Origin of the sequence: Paenibacillus sp. FSL R5-192 (assembly GCF_000517845.1) — a bacterium.
GTDB classification, from domain to species: Bacteria; Bacillota; Bacilli; order Paenibacillales; family Paenibacillaceae; genus Paenibacillus; species Paenibacillus amylolyticus.
Window position 1 is genome coordinate 1,230,221 of sequence record NZ_ASPR01000014.1, and the last position, 24,002, is coordinate 1,254,222.

A 24,002-nucleotide genomic window follows, 5' to 3' on the forward strand; every position below is an offset into this window, starting at 1 on the left:
ATGAATAGCCAAGAACAATTAAATAAACCGATAAAGAGGTGGGACCTGTGCCCAAAACAGAGAAAATCTCCATGTCATGGCTGCTGCGCTATCTAAAACCAGTCAAAGGACGGCTGGCCTTACTTTTAATCATGTTGCTCACATCAACGGGGCTTCAGCTCTTGAATCCACAGATCATCAAACGATTTATCGATACAGCAGCAAGTGGGGGAGTCCTCACCAATCTTGTTCAACTCGCAGGAATATTTCTGGTTGTTGCCGTGTTTAATCAACTCATCACGGTAGCGGTAAGTTATTTGGGGAATGATGTGGCCTGGCGGGCCACGAATCAACTGCGCGGAGATCTGCTGAAGCACTGTCTGCGTCTCGATATGCGTTTTCATAATGAGAAAACACCTGGTGAGATGATTGAACGTGTGGATGGTGATGTAACGAGTATCTCCAATTTTTTCGCGATGTTCATTGTGCAAGTGATCGGGAGTTTTGTACTGCTGGCCGGAATTCTCGGGTTCATGTTCAGTGTTAATGTGCCTATTGCTTTGGTTATGACCGTTTTCACATTATTATCGATCCTGTTCATGGTCTTCATCCGAAATCTGGGCGTGGACTCTTCCAAAAATGAACGGGCGGCAAGTGCCTCTCTGTTTGGATTAATTGAAGAACGCATTGCCGGGATTGAAGATGTCCAAGCAAATGGTCATGTGCCCTATGTGATGAACCGCTTTTACCGTACGATGCGCACGGTATTCCTTAAGGGGAGAAAAGCCTGGCTGCTACGGGTTATTCCGTGGAATACCACAGTAGTCCTATTCGCTCTGGCGGTCACTGCGGTGCTTTTGCTGGGTGTACATTATTATATGGAAGGTCTAATTAGTATCGGAACATTATTTCTGATCTACCAATATACGCAGATGCTGAATGATCCGATTGAGATGCTTGGAGATCAGGTGCAGGAGTTTCAAAAAGCAAAATCCGGCATGCTGCGCTCCAGAGAGCTGTTGTCCATGCAAAGTGTGATTGAAGAGGGTACGGAGGAGCAATTGCCGAAAGGACCTCTTGGTCTGGAATTCAGTCAGGTACATTTCAGTTATAACCAAGATAAACCGGTATTACACGACATTACTTTTGCCATTAAACCTGGAGAACGTCTGGGAATCATCGGTCGCACAGGGAGCGGCAAATCGAGTCTTAGTCGTGTTCTTCTCCGGCTGTATAATCTGGATCGGGGTACGATTCGTGTAGGTGGAACGGATATCACAAAGCTTTCGTTACAAGCACTCTATCGCCGGGTGGGTATGGTGACACAGGATGTACAGCTGTTTGATGGCACGCTGCGTGACAATCTGACCCTGTTCAATGGGGATGTATCGGATCAGATGATCAAGGAGACGACGGATCGCCTTGGACTTAGCCAATGGATTAATTCACAACCAGAAGGACTCGATACGTATCTGGCAGCAGGTGGAGCTTCATTGTCGGCAGGGGAAGCACAGTTATTTGCCTTAACCCGCGTATTCCTGACCGAACCAAGTCTGGTTATTCTGGATGAGCCTTCGTCACGTCTGGATGCTGCGACCGAAGGTATGCTGCAATCTGCAATTGACCAGTTAATGAAACGATCCACTGGAGTCATTATTGCTCACCGACTGGCTACGTTGGAGAAAGTTGACCGGATTATGGTGCTAGGTGATGGGAAGGTACTGGAATTTGGAGCGAGAGAAGAACTTGCCAGTAACCCTGCATCTCACTATGCCAGACTGCTGATTACAGGCCGAGAGGAGGAATTGGCATGACTGTAGCAGGATTTATAGGCCGTTTGTTTCGATTCAGGCCTTTGTTATTTGTAATCAACGGATTGTTATGGTGTATATTTCATTCCTTGCCGCTAGCCATTGGTATTGGAATGCAATGGTTTTTTGATCGGACAACAGCGGGTTCCAATGACTACATGTGGCTTGCTGTGCCGCTTATCTTTATTGCTTTGGTCCGAATGGCAAGAGTGGGCACATTTTTTGTAGCCTTCTATGCATGGGTTACGTATCTGTATCATGTTCAGGCGATTTTGCGAACCAACATGCTCGCAGCGATCATGCGCTGGCCGGGACGTAATCTTCCGGCTTCACCAGGGGAAGCGATGAGTCGCTTTCGGGATGATGTGGATGAAGTCGTCGAGTATGTGGAATCATGGGTAGACTTCTGGGGACGTCTTGTATTTGCTGTTGTGTCTATCGTCATTATGGCGAACATTAATTGGCAGATCACATTGGTTGCCGTGCTGCCGTTGGTGGTCGTTACCTTACTTAACAACCTGTCCGGAAATCGGGCTCGGAAATATGCACAGGTTAATCGAGAATCGACTGGGCGAATTACCAGTTTTATTGCGGAAACGTTTGGAGCAGTGCAAGCCCTGAAACTGGGTCAGGCCGAAGAGAATGTCTCTACACGTTTTAACCAGTTGAATGAAGATCGTCGCCAGGCTGCACTTCGAGACAATCTGTTCAAGCAGTGGATGAGATCGATGAATCAGCATGTTCTAAGTATCTGTACCGGATTGATTCTACTGATGTGTGCAGCTGAGATGAAAGCAGGTAACTTTACCGTAGGTGATTTTGCCTTATTCACCAGTTATCTGGCCAATATCGGATTTAGCATTTCACTGTTTGGTTATATGGTGTTTCAGCACAAAAGGCTCAAGGTATCCTATGATCGTATGCGTAAGCTATTCCGCCCAGGGGAAGAAGACCAGATCATGGATTCGAGGGAAATCTATCTGTATGAAGATCCGCCGGAACTTGTAAGTGAACAGAGGGACCCTAAGGAGAAGTTGCAATCTCTTGAGGTGAATAAGCTGACTTATCAATATCCGAATTCTGAAAATGGCATAGAAGAGATCAGTTTTCGTCTGAAACGCGGACAATTTCTTGTGATTACGGGACGGATCGGATCAGGTAAATCAACGCTTGTACGAACACTTCTTGGACTGTTACCCAAACAAAAAGGGGACATTCACTGGAATGGAGCGGCTGTTGATCCAGCCACATTCCTGATGCCGCCTAGAGCCGCGTATACCCCTCAAGTGCCAAGATTGTTCAGTGATACGTTGAAAGAAAATATCGTCCAGGGCAAACAGGGGAACACCGAGCAAGCCCTTGAAAAAGCCATTCGTCTGGCTGTGATGGAGAAGGATATCAAACATCTGGATCAGGGGCTTGAGACCCCGGTTGGTCCCAGAGGGGTGATGCTTTCAGGCGGGCAGATTCAGCGCGCGGCCACAGGACGCATGTTAATGACGGAGGCGGACCTGTTTATCTTTGATGACCTGTCGAGTGCACTGGATGTGGAGACAGAACAACAAGTATGGGAAGGGCTGTTCCAAGAGCCGGATGTCACCTGCATTGCAGTTTCTCACCGCAGGGCAGCACTTTCCAAAGCAGATCACATTATCGTTATGAAAGATGGACGCATTGAAGCCGAGGGAAGTTTGGCCGAACTGCTTGCCACCAATGAAGAGATGCAGCTGCTGTGGCAAGGGGAACAAACCCCCGCCAAAGTTGGATAGCTTTGAAAATTTAGAAAAGATAATAAAAAAACAAAAAGCCTTACAGACGACTCCTTGAAAGAGGACAGTCTGTAAGGCTTTTTATCGTTATAACGAGTGGAAAGATGGAATATTATTATCTCATCATCTGAGCAATCAAGGAATACGCAATGATGACCAGGAAGATAATAGTGATATGGTTAATGGAGAAGATAAACATCCGTTTGGACCATTTCTCTGTTTCTTTCTTGTCAAAGGTAGCCACACTGAGAATGAGCCAAGCCAAGCTAACCAGAAATGCCACAATAGCGACAAATGGACTCATCGGCCAGAATAAAAAGCTGGAGATCAGTAACAGTACCAGATACACATTTGTCTGAATGTATGTCCGTCTGATGCCTTTAACAACGGGTAGCATAGGAACACCAGCAGCTTTGTATTCGTCAAAACGACGAATCGCAATCCCGTAGAAGTGAGGCATTTGCCATAAGAGCATCGTAACGACCAATGCCCAGATCTCGAAATGACCCAGTTCCGGTGAAATGGCTGCCCAACCGATGAGTGGAGGCACAGCACCCGAAAGACTTCCCACTTCCGTGTTGTAGATCGTTGTACGTTTGGTCCACATCGTGTAAGGGAACACGTATAGCAACAGACCCAAAATACCAAATACAGCAGCGGATGGGGAAGCGATGTACAACATGATGCCCCCGATGATGGTGATTGCAATACCGAGAATCAGACCCGACTTGGTATCTACGCGTCCCGTAACGGTAGGCCGTTTCTTCGTACGTTCCATGATCGCATCAATATCACGATCATACAAGTTGTTAAACACCCCTGCAGCTCCAATAATGAGAGAAGATCCAATAAAGGAAAGGATGATTGGTACAATATTAGCTAAGATTGAAGCATCAAATACATATAAAGCCAAACTTAAACCCGCAAACATGGCGATCAGGTTGGACTTGATGATTCCGATTTTGATCGTATCGAAGAATACTTTCGGAATCGAGCTATACTCCAGGCTGATATTGGTCTGTGAACCATTGTTCAATGTTTTCAAGAACTCACTTCCTATATCTATACTTATATATTATGTCGCTATTATACCATTCAATACACTATGTGATTTAATTAACGTTTTAGTATTTAAAATAATGTCATTTGATTGTGAACAATTTAAAAACAAGGTTGTTTTTAATTGTTAAATAATTATTTCTGTGTTACAGGAGAGAAATCAAAAATCCGAGTATAACAGTGATCCAAAGTTTGTTCTGTCATTGTAGTGTAAGTGTAAATAATCTTTTATTCAACTCACACAGGCTGGATTGAAGAAGGTAGTTAAAGATATATGTTGCAAAATGGTTAGGTTTTGTTTATTGTAGACATAAGATATCTTTAATAGTCTTATTTTGATGTGTTCTTGTAAATCTCCGATATTACTTTCTTAAGAGAAATCGGAGGTTATTTTTAAAATTTAATTAGAGATATTAAATGTCTGGAAAGGGTGAATAATATGAGTAATATGAATCAACTCTTGGATGTACTTATTATTGGTGGAGGACCAGCGGGGCTTAATGCAGCTCTAGTACTTGGCAGGGCCCGCAAAAACGTTGTGGTCATTGATGATGAGACACCGCGTAACTGGGTTACAAGGGAGACTCATGGGTTTGTGACAAGAGATGGGGCAAGTCCACGTGAATTCCGGAAAGCTGCCAAAGATCAGATTGCAGCGTATCCCTCAGTTCAATTTGCATCCGATACGGCAACTGCGATAACAGGTAGCGATGGTGATTTTGTAGTTAAGACTACTCAGGGGGCAAGTTATCGCACGAAAAAGATTTTGTTTGCAGTAGGTAAGAAAGATCTGCCTCTAGATATTAACGGATTAACAGAGGTTTACGGTAAAAGTGCGTTTGTGTGTCCATATTGTGATGGATGGGAGTTAAGAGACCAAGCGCTGGTCATCATCGTTAATGGAGTTAACGCATTACATATGGCAAAAGTCATATCCGGCTGGACAGAACGTTATACGATCTGTACGAATGGATCAGATTCCTTAACCGATGAGCACCGTGAAGAGCTGAAGCAGCATCATGTTACTGTATTCGATGCACCGATTCAATCCATTAATTCTGAAGAAGGGATGGTACAGCAAGTTGTACTAAATGACGGTACAGCGATTCCTTGCACAGGAGTTTTCTTCCAACCGAAACTGTTTACCGGATCAGAACTGCCAAAGGCTATCGGTTGTGAAATTACAGAATCAGGAACGGTTATCGTTGATGCTTCAGGCAAAACATCTGTAGCGGGTGTATACAGTGCTGGTGATGCAGCATCCGAGATATATCAGGCAATCACGGCTGCGTCTCTGGGGGCATTGTCTGCGGTAAGCATTAATAATGAATTGAATTTCGAGAAGTGGGATGAGTCAAGACATCATTAGAATAAATTAAAAGTTTCATAGAATCATAGCGTCATTGCTTCATACAGTAGGGGATTGCATATGCAATCCTCTATTTGTTGTTATCAACTTAAACGTTGAACGGTTCAATTGAAAGTAATTCAGCCGGAAGAAAATTTGATATTAAATCATTTATGGTTTATTGTATTATCAAATGATATATATTACTATCATTTATGAAATCATCAAAGGAGAGATCACTTATGAATGAAAGCAGAACAGCCATCATATGGCTAACGAATACCTTGCTCTACGGCGTACAGTTAAGAGGTGATCATCATGAGTGATGCAACTTACATTCCACAACCCAAAATGTATGCACCACTTGGCAATCTGCCCTTAATTGATAAAGATAAACCAACGCTGTCGCTAGGCGTTCTGGCTGAACAGCATGGACCAATATATCGACTTACCGTTCCCGGTTATTCCGGTTTAATCGTATCTGGGCCAGATCTTGTCGCTGAGTTGTGCGATGTGTCCCGTTTTGACAAATTTGTATACAATGAACTCGAAAACGTACGTGCCTTTGGAGGCGATGGTTTATTTACAAGCAGAACATCGGAGCCCAACTGGAAAAAGGCCCATAACATTCTGCTTCCCACTTTTAGCAAACAGGCCATGAAAGGTTATCATCCCATGATGGTTGATATTGCCGAACAGTTGATCAACAAATGGGCACGCCTCAATTCCAACGATACGATTGATGTTGCGGACGATATGACACGCCTTACGTTGGATACCATTGGACTATGTGGATTCAATTATCGATTTAACAGTTTTTACAGACAGGATCACAGTCCTTTTATTGAAAGCATGGTTCGGGCATTAAATGAAGCTATGCAAAAGAGCTCACGTTTGAAAATTCAGAATCTGCTTATGGTGAAAACCAAACGACAGTTCCAAGCGGATATTCAGACGATGTTCTCTCTGGTAGATCAGATTATAGAGGAACGTAAAGCGAGTTCAGCACCCGAAGAGGTCGACTTGCTCGCACGTATGTTGAATGGCAAAGATCCGGAGACTGGCGAAATGCTGGATGATGAGAACATCCGGTATCAGATTATTACATTTCTCATTGCCGGACATGAAACCACGAGTGGTCTATTATCTTTTGCTCTTTACTTTCTACTGAAAAATCCGGAATCGCTTCAAAAGGCGTATGACGAGGTGGATCAGATATTGGTCAGTGACTCACCGCAGTACGAGGAAATTCTTCAGCTTCCATACATTCGCATGATTCTCAGTGAATCGTTACGTCTCTGGCCAACCGCTCCGGGATTTGACGTATATGCGAAAGAAGACACCGTCATAGGTGGCAAATACCCCTTGAAGAAAGGCGAAAGTTGCAGTATTCTCCTGCCCCAGCTACACCGTGACAGAGAGGCATGGGGAGAGGATGCAGAGCTTTTCCGTCCAGAGCGATTTGAAGATACGGCGAAAGTGCCTCATCATGCGTATAAACCTTTTGGTAATGGGGAGAGAGCGTGTATCGGGATGCAGTTTGCTTTATATGAAGCAACACTTGTGCTTGGCATGGTCCTTAAACATTTTGAACTGATCGATTATAGCAACTATGAGTTGGATGTTAAACAGACGCTGACATTGAAGCCGGGAGACTTCCGGATCCAGGTGAAAGCCCGCGTGGCTTCGCAAACAAGGAATAAGTCGACGGTATCTGCGAAAGAGAAACCTGCTCCTGTTGTTCATAAAAATGTAGCAAGTGATAGCCAGACGAGAGAAATGTTGTCCGTTGAAGCAGACGGTAACCCATCGCTCCTGGTGTTATATGGTTCCAATCTGGGAACGGCAGAAGGCATTGCCCGAGAGCTTGCGGAGAAAGGCCATTCTTATGGAATCCCAAGTGAAGCAGCCACTCTGAATAAGTGGGTTGGCCGCATTCCCCGCCAAGGTGTCGTTCTCATCGTCACTGCTTCGTATAACGGAAAACCTCCGCAAAATGCTACGGCATTTGTAGACTGGTTAAAGGGAGCAGAGTCAGAGGAAGCAAGGGATGTAAATTATACCGTTCTGGGCTGTGGAGATCGGAGTTGGTCCGGGACGTACCAGAGCATTCCTCGATTAATAGATGAGAGGCTTGAAGAATTGGGAGGTAAAAGACTGTTATCCCGTGGAGAAGTCGATGCCGGAGGTGATATGGAGAAACAAGTCGAGGCGTGGCAGCAGATGTTGTGGCCACAGGTGTTGAGTGTCTTGGGGATTAGCGAGGAAGCAATCAAATCCTCCAAGCCAAGCGCCAGCAGACTTCAAATGGAGTTTGTACGTGAGAAAACGGATATGCCTCTTGCACGAACTTATGATGCCAGCTATGCCACGGTTGTAGTTAATAAAGAGCTTCAGGCGCTGGGAAGTGGAAGAAGCACGCGTCACATCGAAGTTTTACTGCCTGAAGGCATGAGTTATAGAGAAGGCGACCATCTCGGCGTGTTGCCTAACAATCAGAAGCAGAATGTGGATCGGATACTCCGTCGGTTCGGACTACGTGGGGATACTTCGATCCAATTAACTTCGGACGTCAGCCATCTTACACACCTTCCACTGAACAGACCCGTCAAGATTCATGAGTTGATCGCTTATTGTTTGGAATTGCAGACACCAGTCTCCAGAACACAGTTGCAGGAGTTAGCTAATCATACGATATGTCCACCTCATAAGCGTGAACTGGAAGGCATGTTGGACGAAAACAGCTACAGGGATGATATTCTTGCCAATCGTATCACCATGCTGGACCTGCTAGAAAAGTATGAGGCGTGTGAACTGCCATTCGAAAGGTTCCTTGAATTATTACCTCCGCTTAAGCCCAGATATTATTCAATATCCAGCTCGCCAAGCCTGAATTCCGAGCAAGCGAGCATAACCGTATCGGTAGTAAGAGAACCTGCATGGAGTGGTAAGGGCGAATATCTGGGAGTTGCTTCATCGTACCTCGCTGGTTGTCCAGCGGGCGAACGAATTCTGATGTTTGTACGTACATCTGAATCCGAATTTCATCTGTCGGAAGAGGCTGATGTTCCGATGATCATGGTGGGACCAGGGACGGGGGTAGCACCATTCAGAGGTTTCCTCCAGGCGAGAGCTGTTATGAAACAGAGAGGTTTGTCTCTAAGTGAAGCGCATCTGTTCTTTGGGTGCAGGAATGATTCAGATTTCATATATCGTCAAGAGCTTGAACAATACGAGCGAGAAGGGATCGTTAAACTACACACTGCTTTTTCTCGTGCGGAGGGCAAGCCCAAAACGTATGTACAGCATCTAATGAAAGAGAATTCCGAACAGTTAATTCACATGCTGATAAACAAAGGAAAACTCTACGTATGCGGGGATGGAAGCCAGATGGCTCCTGCGGTAGAAGAGACTTTACAGCAAGCGTATCAGGAGGTGCAGGGAGCAACGGTGCAGCAAGCGAAAGAGTGGCTTATCCAGCTTCAGGCCGAAGGACGCTATGTGCAAGACGTATGGGCAGGTAATAAACGAACAGGTGAAACTCCTAAAACTGTGAATGAGGAGGTACATTAAGACGGAGATGACTCCAATATCTACTAATATACAGTCCTTAATATACTCAAGCTAACAAACAGCCGCTTAATCTGGAGCTTTGTCTCCAAATTAGCGGCTGTTATCATGATCTGACCATGAGCCGTCGCTCGGTTCATTTTCTCACTCCTGAACTGTTAGCGTTTACATTAAAATTTGAAATAAAAATGATTGACAGTCCTTATCTGAACGAGTTTAATTATATAGACCGATTGTTATAATTATTTGAAGGAAGTGGCTTTCGTTGAGTGAAAAGTCTAATGCTAGAGAGTCTATTGTCAGCACAGCAGCGAGACTGTTTTTTTCACAAGGATATCATGCGACTGGTCTGAATCAGATCATCAAAGAGAGTAGTACGCCGAAAGGGTCGTTGTATCATTATTTCCCGCAAGGCAAGGAAGAGCTCGCGCACGAGTGTATTCAAAAAGCCAATGAACATATCTTGCAGACATTTGAGAAAACATTTGCAGCCCACGACAATACGGGGGATGCCATTCAGAGATTTATTCATGATTTGGCTCATGAAACAGAAGCAGCCGGGTTTACCGGATTTCTGCCATTCAGCTTCTGGGCAGCTGTGGAGACATCGTGTATTAGTCAGCAGTTGCGTATTGCATGTCAGGGTGTATTTGCAGATTGGCAGGATGTCATTAAGAAACAACTGATTCTGGATGGCGTTGGTGAAGAGAAGGCGCGGGAGACGGCACTTCTGATCATTTCTTTGATGGAGGGAGCACTGATTATCAGCCTGACGAATCAGGATAAACAGCCTCTGCTGACGGCTGCTGAGTATTTGTCGGTTGTGACGAAGAACGCCAAACAGATTCAATAATTTATACCAAGAGACAGAGAAAAAGAAAGTTCGATACGTTTGAGGAGGATGGGATCGTGGAGGTTTCCATGAAGGCTGATTCTGCACAGAATCAACAAGAAACAAAGCAATACAAGGTATTTCCGATTTTGTTCGCGATGCTACTGAGCGGCTTTATTGGTCTGTTTGGAGAAACGGCATTAAACGTGGCATTGACGCCACTTATGGCTCTACTGGAAGTAGGTCCTACAACGATTCAATGGTTAACTACAGGTTACTTGCTTGTGTTGGGAATCCTGGTACCGGTATCCGGTATGCTGTTGCAGTGGTTTACCACTAGACAGTTGTTTACAACATCTTTGATTTTCTCGATTGCAGGAACATTTGTTGCTGCACTTGCACCTAGCTTCGAAATTCTGTTGGTGGCACGGGTACTGCAGGCGATAGGTACAGCGCTATTGTTGCCACTGATGTTTAACACCATATTGGTTATTTTCCCGATTGAAAAACGTGGTGCTGCCATGGGATTGATTGGTTTGGTTATTATGTTTGCACCAGCAAGCGGTCCGAGTATCTCCGGTCTGATTCTGGCTAATCTGAGCTGGCATTGGATCTTCTGGATCTCCTTGCCGTTCTTCATTATCTCACTGGTATGCGGCTTGTTGTTCTTGCCAAATATTTCGAAATTGACCAAGCCCAAAATTGACGTACTGTCCATTATCCTTTCTACCCTTGGTTTTGGTGGTATCGTATACGGCTTCAGTAGTGCAGGGGGACATGGAGAAACTGGTGGAGGCTGGACGAGTCCGGTCGTTGTTGCCACTCTCGTTATTGGTGTGTTGTCCTTGCTGTTATTCAGTATCCGTCAGTTGAGAATGAAACAGCCAATGATGGATTTGCGAGCGTTCAAATATCCGATGTTTACGATTGGCTTGATCCTGATATTCATCTGTATGATGATGATGCTGTCATCCATGCTGATCCTGCCAATGTATCTGCAACAAGGTATGGCCGTTACAGCGTTAACTGCCGGACTGGTTCTATTGCCGGGTAGTCTGCTGAATGGTTTACTGTCTCCGGTCATGGGCCGACTGTTTGACAAGTTTGGTCCGAAGTGGCTTGTGATTATTGGTCTGGCTGTCGTAACGGTTGTACTCTTCATGTACACTGGAATTACACCTACAACAACACTGGCCAAAATTATTACGCTGCATGTGTTCATGATGGTCGGAATCTCGATGATTATGATGCCTGCACAGACGAATGGTCTGAACCAATTGCCACGTGAGTATTATCCTCACGGTACTGCCATCATGAATACGTTGCAACAGGTATCCGGAGCGATCGGTACGGCTGTTGCGGTAAGTATACTGAGCGCAGGACAATCCCGCTTTTTGAGCGGAGTGGCGAACCCGGAAAGTCCAGAAAATCAACTGGCAGGTTTCACGTCAGGTGTACAGAATGCGTTTGTATTCGCATTAGTTCTGTCGATTATCGGTCTGATTACTTCACTCTTCGTGAAACGGGTCAAAGTAGGATCAACGCCAGGACAACAAGGTCCTATGCATTAATCCATTAACTAACAATAATAATTAGATATTGTATAAGAGCGATGTATCCTTAACTTTAGGGACGCATCGCTTTTTTGCGTACTTATTCTATCTTTTTTGGTGTTGACGTGAAACGGGTTACAGCCTTTAGAGTAAAAATGTAGCCGGAATACAGCGGTTTAAAGAATGAATTTCAGAGCAAATACTTCATGTTCCGGCAAAATTGTATATGTTCATACTAATATAAAAGGGTAATATAGAATGTAATAGTACAATTTTTAACCAATTCGAAAACGGTTTATATTTTATTTTTAATCAAGGAGACTTCATTATGATCATCATCAATCCCATTGGTAATAACATTGAACAGATGCTGTTGCACTACGAAAAAAACGGCCATCTCACTCTACAGGCATCGCTTATTAGTAATAGCTCGGTTGTATATAGATTGCAAGACTATTGTCTCAAGGTATATGCTTCACGGGCAAGATTGGATGGGGAGATGGAAAGTGAGGCACTTAGGGCATTGCAGAGTAATTCTTATGCACCTAAATTGTATGCGTATTCACCAGGGGAGTACACCCTGACAGAGTGGATTGAAGCATTCAAACTGAAAGAGTACCGTGTAACCTATGGACACATTCCTCCCAACTTGATATACGATATGTTTACGACGGAACTTCAGCAGATTCATGCTGGATATTGGGACTGGGATGTCATCCGTTATGAGAATCTGCTCTGGACCAAGACAGGTGATGTGAAAAGAACGAACTTTTGGTTGTGTGAGCCTGTAAACTCCAGACGTGAGAACTTATATAACCAGGTCATTCGAAGAATTGATAACATCTACAATGGCGATCGAACCGAAATGGAGGCGATGAAACAGTACTTTTATCGTCACCAGTTGACTTCATTAGAGATCGAACAAGCTTTCAGCGATTTCAGGTCCCAACGGCCAAGACTGGCGATAGCACAATAAATCACATAAAAGAAACCCCAAAGATATTAGAGAATCTTTGGGGTTTCTTTTATGATATAACATAGTCTTACTTTTGCAGAGTGTACGTTACTTCTTTACCAGGGCCAATATCTCATCCGCAACGATATCAGGGCGATATTGATGGATGTAATGATCGGTATCTTTAATGGTTACCTGTTTAGAATCATCTGACCAGGATTTGAACTCTACTTGGGATTTATCCCATTCGGGTTCACTTGCACCAAGGTAATCAGCCGTCAGTATGGTGAGTGGAAACGGTAAGGTTTGCTTGTGATTTACAACCACTTTGGCATTGGCAGCTATCTCACGTAATTCATCCAACGTGTTCACATTACCATAGTTGTGCAACAGCGCAGTTGTATCCAATTTTTTCAGATCATCGGGTACAAGTTTCAGTTCATTACGATTGGCATTAGAAGTTTCGACAACCATATCAGATTGCATGGAGAGGCGGAATAGTCCGGTTTGGATACGGAATTTATTCGCAAAACCACCAATTGTGTCTGCCAAAGAGTCATCGTCATTCGAATAATATTCGGGGCTTCCGCCATCAATCATGACGATACCCTTGACGAGATCCGGGTATTTTTGTGCGAAACGAATGGTTTCCAGCGAGCCGAGTGAATGTCCAACTAATACATAAGGTGGCTTCTGTCCAGATACCTGCAACAACTCATGTAATTCTTCAGCTACGGTATCGACATCACGTTTTTTATCGGTCTGATCACTATACCCATAGCCAAATCGGTCATATATAGCGAATTTTGTGTTTGGAGCAAGCTTTTCATATAATGGATAATAATCTACATAGGGATTAGCGGTCCCCCAGCCAGAGGCGAGTAAGACTGTTACATCGCCTTCTCCACCAGTATATAGATGCATATTGTCTCCATGGACTTCGTACAGCTTACCAGGGGGGACGAGTGTTTTGGCATCCTGCCTTAAACCCACTTGTTGGTAGATCACGCCAGTACCCAGAAGCAACAGAACTATCGCCAGGTCGAATATCAAAAACTTAACTAATCTTTTGCGCCATTTCTTCATGTTCTCTCACATACTCTCCATGTATTTTCTCTATTATATATGCCCAATCTTATAGGAGAGAAAACAGAGTCTTAATTCTATCTTAATTGAATTTATTTCCGATCATGGGGAATGGGCGTGTTCTAGTGAAAATTGTATATCAACGGCCAATGAATTAATATATAGCTACGATATAAGTTGAACTAAAGAATATTTACACTGCTCACTCCGATGACAGAATAACCTTCCGATCGCTGTTATCCCCAGATTTTTTTGATTCACTTTTATAAAGGTGAAAATCTGGTGATAAAGGCGAACGCTCCGCTTCTTCAGGTTATTTCTGTCCTCTACGTTCTAGTGTTAATGTGTAGTTCAACTGATATAGTTGAATATATCTTAATCAAAAGTTGAACCTAGATTGATTATATAGAACAGAAGGTATGTATAATGACAAAATACGAAAATCAGCTCCCGACATCAGCAGGCATGAACTTCAAGTCCCTGATCAGTATATTGAGAGATTCCATGCGTGGCAATGTAGAGCGGAGGCCATCTGGTACGATGCCTATGGAGATATGTGAACCTGCTGAAACCTTCAGTGCATCCGATAATCCACAGGTTACATGGTTCGGTCATTCGGCCTTTTTGCTTGAAATTGAAGGGCACAGGTTGCTCTTTGATCCGATGCTGGGCAATCGTCCATCACCCGTATCCTGGGTGGGTACCAAACGTTACAGCACCAATCTACCGATTCAACCGGAGGATTTCCCAACGCTGGATGCAATCATTATATCGCATGACCATTATGATCATCTGGATTATGACTCCATTCGTAGATTGAAGGATAAAACAAAGCGATTTATCGTACCGCTTGGGGTACGTCGTCGTCTGATTCAACTGGGTGTGCCTTCGGAACAGATTACCGAACATAACTGGTGGGATGAGTTATCGTTCAAAGGTTTAACATTCGCTTGCACGCCAGCAAGACATTTCTCTGGCAGAGGATTATTCGACCGTAATTCTACTTTATGGTGTTCGTGGGTTATCGCTGGACAACATACGAAGGTGTTCTTTAGTGGGGACAGCGGATACGGTCCTCATTTCAAGGAAATTGGCAGTAAATATGGTCCATTTGACCTGACCTTGATGGAGTGTGGGCAATATGACGAGCGTTGGTCCAACATTCACATGATGCCGGAAGAAACAGTGCAAGCACACTTGGATGTAGGGGGTAAGTTGCTTATTCCGATTCATTGGGCCGCATTTACGCTTGCCTATCATGCCTGGAATGAACCAGTCGAACGGATTACGAAGGCTGCACATGCTTTGAAAGTTAAGATTGCAACTCCCAAAATCGGCGAGAAGGTTGTGCTTCATACGGAGCATTACCCTACACATCCATGGTGGAGACCGGAATTAGGATGAAAAAAATAAAAGCGTTCAGCTCATTGAATGAGTGGACGCTTTTTCTATTACATTTTACATCAGGATTGATAGTGAACTGTAAATTAACAACATACCCATGACGATATTAACAGGACGCTCGTATCTTAATAAAAAGCTCTGGAATAACATGCCACCGAACGCCCAGGTCATATTGGCACTAATACCGATGAAGGTGAGCAGCAAGGAAAATACAATTAAATGAACATGGGACTGCCCAAGAGGCAGAACAAAAACGGATATGGCAGTAAGCCCATACAGAATGACTTTGGGATTGATGAATTGCAGGGTGAACCCAAATAGAAATGAATAATGATTGACCTTGTTTTCTTCCGAATCTGCAGGTTTACTTCGCATGATTTTGAGCGCCAGATAGAGCATATACACACACCCTAACACGTTTAAGACGGGTTTGATCCTAGGAATATATTGATGAAGAATAAGGTTGAAATAACTGGACAGAAACATAATTAGCAGGCAGCCGGCTGCAACTCCACTAATAAACGGAAGGGTCTTGAGGAACCCCTGATTTCTGGCATGCGTCATGGAAATGATGTTGTTGGGTCCGGGTGTAAATGAAGCGATGATTGCATAGGTCACTAAAGGTATAATGTTCATGGTTCCTCCACGTCTTCTTAGTTGTGTGATATAATGAACTAAAATGTACGTTATAGCGTACGATCTTTATTATTGTACAACATGTACGTTATATAGCACAACAAAATTATGAAATGAGGAGGATGGATTTTTGAAAAACATTAATAGTATTCTTGCTCAGAACCTGAAACAGCTTAGGGAACAAAGAAAACTCAGTCTGGACAAGGTCGCCGAAATGTCTGGTATTAGCAAGACCATGCTTGGTCAGATTGAACGTGGTGAATCCAATCCATCCATTGCAACCGTATGGAAGATTGCTAATGGCCTGAAAACTTCCTTTACTGCTTTGATTCACGAGCCGAAGTCAGATACAACCGTTGTAACGGGGGATGATATTCAAGTATTGATGGAGGATGAGGGAAGGGTTCGGATTTATCCGCATTTTCCTTTTGAAGAAGGACGCCGCTTTGAAATATATATGATGGAGATGGACCCCAAGTCTGAGTTGAAAGCTGAACCGCATATCGAAGGTACGGAAGAGTTTATTACGGTCTTTGAAGGTGAAGTTACGATTAGAGTAGGGGCGGAAGATTATACGGTGAGTTCAGGGGAGTCGATCCGTTTTGGAGCGGACAAGCCTCACGCCTACGTTAACTCCGGTGCTAAGACGAACAAATTCAACATGGTCATTCATTATTCGAAGTGAGATGCAAAGATCCATCTGTGAATGTAACGAACGATGAACGAATAAATGCATACATGAAAGGAATGACAATAAAGCAACCTGATGTAATGAACTGCAACTCCCTCGTTAGTCGTGTCTCACAAAGGGTTCAGTTCAAAACATTGGCTGCTTTATTGATGTCTGCACTATGGAGCCCCCAACCTCTAGCGAAGGGGACTCTAACTTATGGTTTTTCTTTGGCCTGACGCTGTATTTCCTTGGCTGTTAATGCTTTATCATACACTCTTACGTTATCCAGACTGCCTTTGTAGAACGGATCAGACGTATAACGACTCTTGCCTACATAAGCTTCCGTTACCTGCAGATCTTTCGGGTTAAAAGTAATCTCAGAGCTGCTTGCAACCGATGTACCATTCACATATAGAGTGCCCACATCACCCTGAAGGGTTACAGCGACATGAACCCACTCTTTGGAAGGCAGCGGATTTGCTGCAATCAGGCTCTGATCCCGTCCCTCATTATGAATGGTGAATTGTAATGCCCCATTATGTTGGGAGGGAGTAAGGAACATATGCCTTGTCAAACCATTTCCAAAGTCGAAAATACGCTGCCAGGATCCGCCACCGTCCCAATTGACCCAGGCGCTAAACGTGAAATCCGTTGTATCTGTAATGAGTCCAGGTAACTGAATGTAACTGTCTGTCCCATTGAATGTAGCAGCCTGATTTTTGCCACTAGCAGCAGAACTGATCACGTTAAAGGCTTGTCCGTGATATCCGTTTTTACTGTAATCCTGTGCGACTTTGCCAATTTTCTTGTGTTCAAAAGTATACTCCCCGAGCAATGGGCTTACCGCTTGCTGTGGAATGATAACGTTAAACGTTTTGGAGCTTACCGCAGTTCCTTTACGAATCGTTGCGGTTAATTTCACTTTGGCATCTCCCTTACCGGCGCGAGGTCGCTGTACTACACCTGTAGTGGATAGAACCGAAGCATTGGAGCTTTTCCACGTAATCTCTGCATCACTTGTTCCCTTGGTAGGCAGAGATAGGTTGAAGAACACATGATCCGTACTGCTAATGCTCAGGTCCTTTTTCACCGCATCTACAATGTCCTGATCACTCCGTTCAACACTTTGACTTCCCCAGATGGCAATTCCGGAGGATGAGAGCGCGCTAAAGGTCAGAACCGTACTTTGAGATTCCGAATTCCATTCATGTGTGAAAACGCCTTTGTACTCAACGTTATTCGATGTGATCTGAACCTTGTTGTCTGCGCCAAGACTCCATGTTCCTGTCACGGTACCATGAATCTGCCCATCTGCCGTGAACTGAACGGTCTGGGATGGCTTGATGTCCGCCGTGATGTCCTTACCATGATTCACCCATTGGTACTGACCAGCGATCTCCTGAGTTGTCAGCTGCGTGGTAACTTCTCCCAAAGCCGCATAGCGATATGGAGAAACAACGGGCCAACCATCTGCATTCATATGCATCTCATGCACGCGAACTTCATGCTCTTCGCCACGCCCTGGAAAGCGGGTATGGAAGATGAGAAATTGTTTGCCAGTCTCCGGATCAACATAAGCAGAGTTATGCCCTGGCGATACATAACCGCTACCTAGGCCTGTGCCCGGATCACCGATCTGTCTCTCGAACAGGAAGTTCCCCATCAATTTGACTCCAAATGGCTCAATAGAACGATCGTCAAACAACGGTTTATCCTTGTCCGCTTTAACGTTGATCATATCGTTTCCTTCCGCATCGAGGAAAGGTCCATCCGGTGTTTGGGAGCGGGCTACGCGAATGTTGTATCCTCCATCAGCACCTAGCCCACCGTAAGACAGGTACAGATAATAATAATCAGTTTCGGGACTGTAGAGCATATAAGGGGCTTCAATACGACTATGATTGCCTCCGGTCAGCTTTTTGCCATAACCTTGATTTGGCAGTGGTTTACCTGTCGTTGCATCCATCTCCAGAATGAAAATCCCTCCTGAATACGAGCCATACACCATCCATAACTTGCCGTTTTTATCATAAAAGACATCCGGATCGACCACATTGGGATGAATCGTTGCATCGTAAATGGTACCATCCTCACTGATCTGATCCCACATGCCGGATTTCAACAGAATGCCTTGATCCTTATAAGGGCCTTCGATATTGTCTGCGACAGCAATGCCGAGCGCTGATCGCGGAGAGTCCCCTTTACAAGCATTGTAGTACATATAAAACTTGCCATCCGCCAATTGAATGACATCTGCTGCCCATAACGTATCCGTCTGCGCCCACTCCAACGCTTCAGCGAATTCCTTGGTTACATTGGGGACAACAGGGTTGTTATCTGTAACGCCGGAGGCGACCAGATCCCAGTTCAGAAAGTCTTTGGACTTAGCCACTTGCAGATGTGAACCAAAAATATAAAACGTATCATCCACCTTAATGACAGAAGGGTCATGAACGGAAACATTTTTAAATGTTGGAGCAGAATTAGCGATAGGTGTGGTGGAACTCTGCGAGTTACCCACGGTTGCCCCTGAACCATTTGCGAACACCGAGACCGGTGCCAAAGTTGTTGCAGTAAGTAAAGTGGTGCTTAGTACAGAAATGTTAAGTACGCGAACCCAATAACGTTTCATACGTTTCCCCTTTCCTATTCCCCGGAATGAAAAATCAACCGATACTTGGCAACACACGATAAAAGGTTCGGCAGACCTCCTTTGAGTATTTCATTATATCAAGCGCTTTCATTTGTTATATTATCAATTGATTTATATGTTTGTAAACCATAAATCTAATGTTTATAAGAGTAAAATGAAAAATAAATAAGAGACGGGAAGAGCCGATAAAGGTCATTACATTCAAATAAACCAGTTGTCTTTCTCAAATTTAGGATTGAAATGGGGATCGATGATGCGATATTATTACGTTTAAGAAATGTGTTTAACTATTTATCAATCATTTTATATTAATGCGAATCAAAAGCGTGAACCGACAATTCCCAACTACATAGGAGGTAAGAACATGAGCACATATCAAAATCAATTAATTGCACAATACACGTTTGAAGATACCGTTCAGATCGGGAAGGACAGCTCCGGTAAGGGCCATGATGGTATAACCAAAGGCGAGATCCCGCCTGTGATATCCGAGTTGAAAGGCAGAACGGCGGTGACTTTCAACGGGGGAGCGAATGGAACTTCTTATCTGCAATTACCCTCGAATCTGCTTCGTGATGTAAGCGATAACACGGGAATCACGATTGCCACTTGGGTGTTTCTGGGCAAGGGGTCTAATGTGTGGGAACGCATTTTTGACTTTGGTAAAGGGGAGAAGGGGCCGTATTTATTTTTGACACGTCAGCTTCTGGGTACGTTATACGCCGGAGATAATCTGGTTGTCCACCCAAGTGGAGGAGTTGCAAGTGGAGAATGGCTGCATATTGCGCTCTCCGTGGCAGGTAGCCAAGGGGGAACGTTGAGCAGTGCGGGTCCAATTGTGTATGTGAACGGGGAGAAGGCCGCAGACGGCTCGATCAGTCAGACGTCGAGCGGCAATTATGCCAAATTGCGCGAATGGTTTGATTCGTTCACCGATCCTGAGAATTATAGCCGGAATTATATTGGACGTTCCCAGTATGCACCGGATGTGGATTTTGCAGGTTCGTTATCCGACTTTCGGATCTATGGGGCAGCACTCACCATGGATGAAGTCATTGAAGTGATGTGTGAGTCACTGACAGATGAAGCGATTGTGAAGCTTGCGGCGGACAAGTACTTGTCCTTCCCCAACCGAATCATCACCAAGGATGTATCATTACCTGCAGACTTGCTGGGTGGTAAAGTGTCTGTTGAATGGAGCTCCAGTAAGCCGGAAGTCTTGTCCGAGAGCGGGGAAGTTCAGATGATCACATCAGCACAAGAGGTTACGCTCCGTGCGCTTCTGAACAGAGGTGATCGTAAGCTGAGCCAAAGCTTTGACGTGTCTGTTGTGCCAGCGCATCTCCCGCCTTACACGGTCACTATCCATGGAGATCAGAAGGTGGCGGATATCAGTGAAGTCATGTATGGACTTTTCTACGAGGATATTAACAACGCGGCAGATGGCGGAATCTATGCAGAGCTTGTTCAGAATCGATCATTTGAGTCTTTTGCATTTGATACGTACTCGCATGACTCTGGAGAATGTGGTTGTTCGACAGGTCGAAATCGTGAACCTTTGTTTGCCTGGTCAGGCGACACCGAGAAAATGCGCGTACAGCATACGGATGGACTAAACGTTCATTTTAACGTGGAAGACCCTGAAGTAAATGCTTATTATGTAACGGTTCAGGATGGGGCTACGATTCGGAATCGTGGATTCTCAGACTCCAACCAGCATTGTGCCATGTCCATCAAGCAGGGTGAATCATATGACTTTACCGTATGGGCAAAAGCAGAATTGGCAGGAACGATCACTGTTCAATTGCAGGATGGAAGTGACACTTCCATCAGTGATTCGGTAACGCTGCATGTTGAAGGCGGGAACACATGGAAGAAATACGGTTTGTCTCTGATCGGAACGGAGACTGTACTTGGTCAACTGGCACTTACGTTTGCAGGTGACATCTCCATCGATATGGTGTCCCTAGTCCCTCAGAATGTATGGGGAGCTGATCCGACAGAAGAGGGAATATCGGCTACGGCACATGCTAACTACACAGGTAACCCGAACTATCGATTGAGAAAAGATCTAATCCAGGCACTCGCAGATCTGCATCCGAAGTTCCTGCGTTTTCCGGGAGGATGTATCTCGGAGGGATCTTTTATCTGGGATAACGTATATGACTGGAAGGATTCTGTGGGTCCGGTTGAGCTCCGCAAAGAAAATTATAATGTCTGGGGTTACATGATGACGATGGGGCTTGGTTATATGGAGTACTTCCAACTGGCGGAAGATCTCAATGCCGCTCCGGTTCCAGTCATGGCTTGCGGTGTGTTGTGTCAGGCGCGCTCGGACTATGCTCACCCTGCGGGTGGCGCTTTAAGGGATTATTATATCCGCAACTTTACAGATCTGATTGACTTTGCGCTCAGTACAGACTTTGAACACAACGAATGGGCAGCGGTACGAAGCGAGATGGGACATCCTGAACCGTTTGATCTTCGTTATCTGGGCGTAGGCAATGAGAACTGGGGCACTGAATTTTTTGCCAACTTCGAAGTATTCAAACGTTCGATAGATGAGTACATGAAACAGAACTATCCTGATCATGAGCTGCACATTATCTCGACGGTTGGAGCTCAGGCGGATGATGATGCGTACCAAGAAGGATGGAAATTCCTCAGTGGGAACCTCACCGGGTCAGCTCAGGTTGCTTTTGCAGATGGTGCTGAGGTGATTGAGGAGACGGTAACCTGGTATGAGAATCAGGACAATTACATGGACACCATTGCAGATGAGCACTACTACCGATCCAATGAATATTTGCTGAATAACGTAGATCGCTACAACTACTATGACCGGGCTTATCTTGAAGATGGAAGTATCGATTGGAAAGAAACATCCAAAGTATTTGTTGGAGAATATGCTTCCACGGACAAAAACACGCTGGCAGGAGCGGTTGCAGAAGCTGCGATCATGACTGGATTTGAAAATAACGCGGACGTTGTGCGTTTGGCTGCCTATGCGCCATTGTTCAACAAAGTACTAACGGACGGTACTTACCGCTGGACGCCAGACTGCATCTGGTTTGATGATGAAACCGTGTGGTATACACCGAATTATTATGTACAGCAGCTTTTTGCAAAATATGTAGGGGATCAGGTGCTTGAGACTTCATTCTCCACCTATAGCAAAGGCAAACCGTTGAATCTCATTCCTCGTGGAGGTATCGAGATTGCAACGGGTCATGCAGACATCGTGGTGAAACGAGTTACAGTGACGTCCAATGTGGATGGCAGTTTGATGTTTGATGAAGATTTCAGGGAACGTACAGAGCCTAGTGAGGCATGGAGACAGATTCCCGGATCGGAAGGATATGCGTTAACCGCAGGAAAAGGACTCATTTTGAAGGCACAATCAAGTGGATTGAATGGATTGTATCTGCTGAATGACGAATGGACCAATTACAAAGTTCACGTTGAGGCTGAAAGAATTTCAGGTGAGGATGGTTTTTACATCGGTGTGGGACTGACGGATATCTCGCCTGAGAACAAGGATGTCATTGAGTACGCAATTAGTTACGGCGGGAACGCAACAGGCGTGAAGGTGTACAAACAAGGGATTGAGGGTTATACACTGGGAGACTATTCATCCAGCTCGGCAGCAGGTAACCTGAGAGCGGCCAACTATGAACCACTCGAGAATGGAACCGATTATACAATTACGGTTAACTATGGTGGAGATACAGGAAAGAATTTGGTTTGCTCCTATACAGACGGACGTAATACCAGCAAGGTTCTGGATTACAAGCTGGAAGCTTACAACCGGGAAGTATTCCACTCTGTTACGAAGGACGCACGGCATGTGTATGTGAAACTGGTGAATGCAGATGGTGTAGATAAATCAACCCGGATTTGCCTTCAGGATCTGAAGGTAGATGCTTCAGCCAGACTGATCACACTTACTGGAGAGGATCATTTGGTGCATATTCCGAATGTGAATCAGAAGAATGATGAGAAAGTGGTTCCCCAAGAACAGGAGATTACACTGTCGGATACATCGGTGGTCGTTAACTTAACAGCTCATTCAGTGAATGTATTGGTGATGGATATTCTGAATTAAATTCATATCGTGAACAAGAGACCGCGTTTATCGCGGTTTTTTGGCGTTCGAAATCTGTCCATTGATGATCAAAGAACGAAGAAATGGTGCTCTCCTAAAGGAAGGCACCATTTCTTTGGGTCTGATTATTTGCGTTTTAATAACAGAACGCCACTGATTGCCGACGTTTTATGGCGGTAGACCACTTTGAATCCAATATCATTGTCCAGCAAACAGTTCAGTGCATTGATTAGCCGTGCACCGGGAACCAGTGTGAATGTACATGGAGACGTATTACCAATCACGCGCACACTTTGGATTCTGCGCGCAGAACCAGGGACGAGGGGATTTCTTGACCAATAGATTAATACCAGATCCGGTTGCGGAACAGCATTGACACGAGCCATACTAATCATCTCTTTTCTATTAGATTCTTTATAGTAAATGACAATGTGATGTAGAAGGTGCTAGACAAAAGACGTCATGAGCAATAAATGGGGTTAACACCTTCCATTTATATCTAGTGCCTGTGGAATTCACAACAATTCATAGGTATAACAGATACTCATAAATGCATTTTCAATCCCATA

Annotated in this window: 15 protein-coding genes; 10 read left to right on the forward strand and 5 right to left on the reverse strand. The window is 44.6% G+C overall.

Features of this window, described 5'->3' with window-relative positions; translation table 11 throughout:
- The first annotated feature begins 47 nt into the window (after positions 1-47).
- Positions 48-1,793: an ABC transporter ATP-binding protein gene (locus C161_RS13775; protein ID WP_036670746.1), complete on the forward strand. Its 1,746-nt coding sequence runs from the start codon at positions 48-50 to the stop codon at positions 1,791-1,793.
- A complete protein-coding gene (locus tag C161_RS13780; RefSeq protein ID WP_036670747.1) occupies positions 1,790-3,559 on the forward strand; it encodes an ABC transporter ATP-binding protein in 1,770 nt (589 codons plus the stop codon). The genes C161_RS13775 and C161_RS13780 overlap by 4 nt, the downstream gene beginning before the upstream one ends.
- A gap of 115 nt (positions 3,560-3,674) precedes the next feature.
- Here the strand turns inward: C161_RS13780 and cyoE are convergent, their stop codons facing one another.
- Positions 3,675-4,604 (reverse strand): heme o synthase, encoded by a 930-nt coding sequence (gene cyoE, locus C161_RS13785; protein WP_036608378.1) that lies wholly within the window; start codon positions 4,602-4,604, stop codon positions 3,675-3,677.
- A gap of 462 nt (positions 4,605-5,066) precedes the next feature.
- Here cyoE and C161_RS13790 point away from each other — a divergent pair, with 462 nt between their 5' ends.
- From C161_RS13790 to C161_RS13810, 5 genes are all read left to right on the forward strand, one after another.
- The gene (locus tag C161_RS13790) at positions 5,067-5,987 is read left to right on the forward strand and encodes an NAD(P)/FAD-dependent oxidoreductase (RefSeq protein WP_036671076.1); all 921 of its coding nucleotides are present in this window, start codon (positions 5,067-5,069) and stop codon (positions 5,985-5,987) included.
- Between the two features lie 297 nt (positions 5,988-6,284).
- Positions 6,285-9,539, forward strand: coding sequence for a bifunctional cytochrome P450/NADPH--P450 reductase (locus tag C161_RS13795; protein ID WP_051449722.1), 3,255 nt, complete (start codon positions 6,285-6,287; stop codon positions 9,537-9,539).
- 262 nt (positions 9,540-9,801) lie between these two features.
- Positions 9,802-10,389, forward strand: coding sequence for a TetR/AcrR family transcriptional regulator (locus C161_RS13800; protein WP_036670748.1), 588 nt, complete (start codon positions 9,802-9,804; stop codon positions 10,387-10,389).
- A gap of 68 nt (positions 10,390-10,457) precedes the next feature.
- Positions 10,458-11,939, forward strand: a complete 1,482-nt coding sequence (locus tag C161_RS13805; protein WP_047844296.1) for a DHA2 family efflux MFS transporter permease subunit — start codon at positions 10,458-10,460, stop codon at positions 11,937-11,939.
- Positions 11,940-12,249: 310 nt separating this feature from the next.
- Positions 12,250-12,897 carry a hypothetical protein gene (locus tag C161_RS13810; RefSeq protein ID WP_036670749.1) on the forward strand — a complete coding sequence of 216 codons (648 nt, stop codon included), beginning with the start codon at positions 12,250-12,252 and terminating at the stop codon, positions 12,895-12,897.
- An 87-nt stretch (positions 12,898-12,984) separates the two neighbouring features.
- Here the strand turns inward: C161_RS13810 and C161_RS13815 are convergent, their stop codons facing one another.
- On the reverse strand, positions 12,985-13,962 hold the full coding sequence (locus tag C161_RS13815) for an alpha/beta fold hydrolase (protein ID WP_036670750.1): 978 nt from the start codon (positions 13,960-13,962) through the stop codon (positions 12,985-12,987).
- A 426-nt stretch (positions 13,963-14,388) separates the two neighbouring features.
- On the opposite strand from C161_RS13815, the gene C161_RS13820 reads away from it, so the two are divergent.
- Positions 14,389-15,366, forward strand: coding sequence for an MBL fold metallo-hydrolase (locus tag C161_RS13820; protein WP_036670751.1), 978 nt, complete (start codon positions 14,389-14,391; stop codon positions 15,364-15,366).
- A gap of 54 nt (positions 15,367-15,420) precedes the next feature.
- On the opposite strand, the gene C161_RS13825 is transcribed toward C161_RS13820, so the two are convergent.
- Entirely contained in the window at positions 15,421-16,002 is a 582-nt protein-coding gene (locus C161_RS13825; RefSeq protein ID WP_036670752.1) for a LysE family transporter, read from the reverse strand.
- 130 nt (positions 16,003-16,132) lie between these two features.
- On the opposite strand from C161_RS13825, the gene C161_RS13830 reads away from it, so the two are divergent.
- On the forward strand, positions 16,133-16,687 hold the full coding sequence (locus C161_RS13830) for a helix-turn-helix domain-containing protein (protein ID WP_036608360.1): 555 nt from the start codon (positions 16,133-16,135) through the stop codon (positions 16,685-16,687).
- Between the two features lie 202 nt (positions 16,688-16,889).
- Here C161_RS13830 and C161_RS13835 read toward each other — a convergent pair whose 3' ends face one another.
- Positions 16,890-19,307: a family 43 glycosylhydrolase gene (locus C161_RS13835; protein ID WP_036670753.1), complete on the reverse strand. Its 2,418-nt coding sequence runs from the start codon at positions 19,305-19,307 to the stop codon at positions 16,890-16,892.
- 385 nt (positions 19,308-19,692) lie between these two features.
- Here C161_RS13835 and C161_RS13840 point away from each other — a divergent pair, with 385 nt between their 5' ends.
- A complete protein-coding gene (locus C161_RS13840) occupies positions 19,693-23,433 on the forward strand; it encodes an alpha-L-arabinofuranosidase C-terminal domain-containing protein (protein WP_036608355.1) in 3,741 nt (1,246 codons plus the stop codon).
- Positions 23,434-23,558: 125 nt separating this feature from the next.
- Here C161_RS13840 and C161_RS13845 read toward each other — a convergent pair whose 3' ends face one another.
- Positions 23,559-23,819, reverse strand: a complete 261-nt coding sequence (locus C161_RS13845) for a hypothetical protein (protein ID WP_036608353.1) — start codon at positions 23,817-23,819, stop codon at positions 23,559-23,561.
- Between the last annotated feature and the right edge of the window lie 183 nt (positions 23,820-24,002).

What these genes read in the sequence shown, in the direction of transcription:
- C161_RS13780 (WP_036670747.1), top strand. Translation starts at nt 1,790, where the DNA reads ATGACTGTAGCAGGATTTATAGGCCGTTTGTTTCGATTCAGGCCTTTG.
- C161_RS13790 (WP_036671076.1), top strand. Translation starts at nt 5,067, where the DNA reads ATGAATCAACTCTTGGATGTACTTATTATTGGTGGAGGACCAGCGGGG.
- C161_RS13795 (WP_051449722.1), top strand. Translation starts at nt 6,285, where the DNA reads ATGAGTGATGCAACTTACATTCCACAACCCAAAATGTATGCACCACTT.
- C161_RS13805 (WP_047844296.1), top strand. Translation starts at nt 10,458, where the DNA reads ATGAAGGCTGATTCTGCACAGAATCAACAAGAAACAAAGCAATACAAG.
- C161_RS13810 (WP_036670749.1), top strand. Translation starts at nt 12,250, where the DNA reads ATGATCATCATCAATCCCATTGGTAATAACATTGAACAGATGCTGTTG.
- C161_RS13815 (WP_036670750.1), bottom strand. Translation starts at nt 13,962, where the DNA reads ATGAAGAAATGGCGCAAAAGATTAGTTAAGTTTTTGATATTCGACCTG.
- C161_RS13820 (WP_036670751.1), top strand. Translation starts at nt 14,389, where the DNA reads ATGACAAAATACGAAAATCAGCTCCCGACATCAGCAGGCATGAACTTC.
- C161_RS13825 (WP_036670752.1), bottom strand. Translation starts at nt 16,002, where the DNA reads ATGAACATTATACCTTTAGTGACCTATGCAATCATCGCTTCATTTACA.
- C161_RS13835 (WP_036670753.1), bottom strand. Translation starts at nt 19,307, where the DNA reads ATGAAACGTTATTGGGTTCGCGTACTTAACATTTCTGTACTAAGCACC.
- C161_RS13840 (WP_036608355.1), top strand. Translation starts at nt 19,693, where the DNA reads ATGAGCACATATCAAAATCAATTAATTGCACAATACACGTTTGAAGAT.
- C161_RS13845 (WP_036608353.1), bottom strand. Translation starts at nt 23,819, where the DNA reads ATGGCTCGTGTCAATGCTGTTCCGCAACCGGATCTGGTATTAATCTAT.